At 67.5% G+C, this 1,272-nt stretch carries 1 protein-coding gene; it reads left to right on the forward strand.

What is annotated here, in order from left to right; translation table 11 throughout:
* On the forward strand, positions 1 to 1,179 hold a 1,179-nt coding region (locus PUR53_RS01815; protein WP_329907140.1), incomplete at its 5' end, for an IS4 family transposase.
* Between the last annotated feature and the right edge of the window lie 93 nt (positions 1,180 to 1,272).

Raw genomic sequence — 1,272 nt, forward strand, 5'->3', positions numbered from 1 at the left:
GTGGCTGCGAGTGCGTCTGACTTATCGGGTCTTGGTCTTCTGACCTGGGTGTATCCGCCGGGGTTGGTGGACCGGGTGGTGGCCGCATGCGGACGTTCAGAGCAACGTAGGCGGCTGCTTCCTGCGCGGTTGGTCGTGTACTTCGTCCTGGGGCTGGCGCTGTTCTCGCCTGCCCCGTATCTCGAGGTCATGCGACGTCTGGTCGCGGGTCTGCGAGGGCTGGGACTGCTGGGCAACTGGCACGTTCCGGCGAAGTCTTCGCTGTTCAGAGCCCGGCAACGGCTCGGGGCCGAACCACTTCAGGTGCTGTTCGCAGCGACCGCGAAGCCGATGGCCGACGAGTCGACGCCTGGTGCATTCTGGCGGGGGCTGCGGCTGCTGGCAGTCGACGGGACCTGCTGGGACGTCGCCGATACCGAAGCCAACCAGGCCGCGTTCGGCCGTCCCGGCAACGGCCGCGGAACGAAGCGCAGTGCTTTCGTCCAGGTGCGGATGGCGGCTCTGGTGGAAGTGGGCAGCCATGCGGTGCTGGACGCGGAACTCGCCGGCTGCCGGACCGGTGAGGTCACCCTCGTCGGCCGCCTGCCCCGGTCCTGCGCGGCGGGCCAGCTGGTGTTGGCCGATCGCGAGTTCCTGGGCGTCCCGCTGTGGCGAGCCTTCACCGCCAGCGGGGCTGACCTGTTGTGGCGGGTGCCGGCCAACCGCGTCCTGCCCGTCCGCAAGCTACTGCGTGACGGATCATGGCTCTCCGCCATTCACGCCGGCACCGACCCGGCGAAACGAGACCCGGTGCAGGTCCGCGTCCTCACCTACCAGCTCAAAGGCACCGGCAGGGACGCTGCGGCGGACAATTACCGCCTGGTCACCACTCTTTTGGACTCCCGCCGCTATCCAGCCCGGCAGCTGGCCGCGCTCTACCGTGAGCGCTGGGAGATCGAATCCGTGTTCGCCGAGATCAAGACCGGCCAGCGCGGCGCGAAGGTGGTCCTCAGCAGCAAAACACCTGACGGTGTCCTCCAACAGATCTGGGCCCACCTCCTGGTCCACCACGCGCTGCGGGAACTGATGCTGAGAACCGCAGCCACCCGTCAACTTGACCCGGACCGCATCTCTTTCACCGAAACTCTGCGTTCCGCCCGCCGCAGTGTGACCGTCACCCCGGGCGGTTTTTCCCCCTGAGCTCCTGGTCCGAGCACTGCAAGTACTCCAAGAGGACCTGCTGGAAAGGCTCTTGCCCGCCAGACGGCTCCGGAGCCAGCCCCGTGTCGTCAA

The sequence above is a fragment of the Streptomyces sp. SP18BB07 genome, from assembly GCF_036322545.1.
Classification (GTDB): domain Bacteria; phylum Actinomycetota; class Actinomycetes; order Streptomycetales; family Streptomycetaceae; genus Streptomyces; species Streptomyces deccanensis.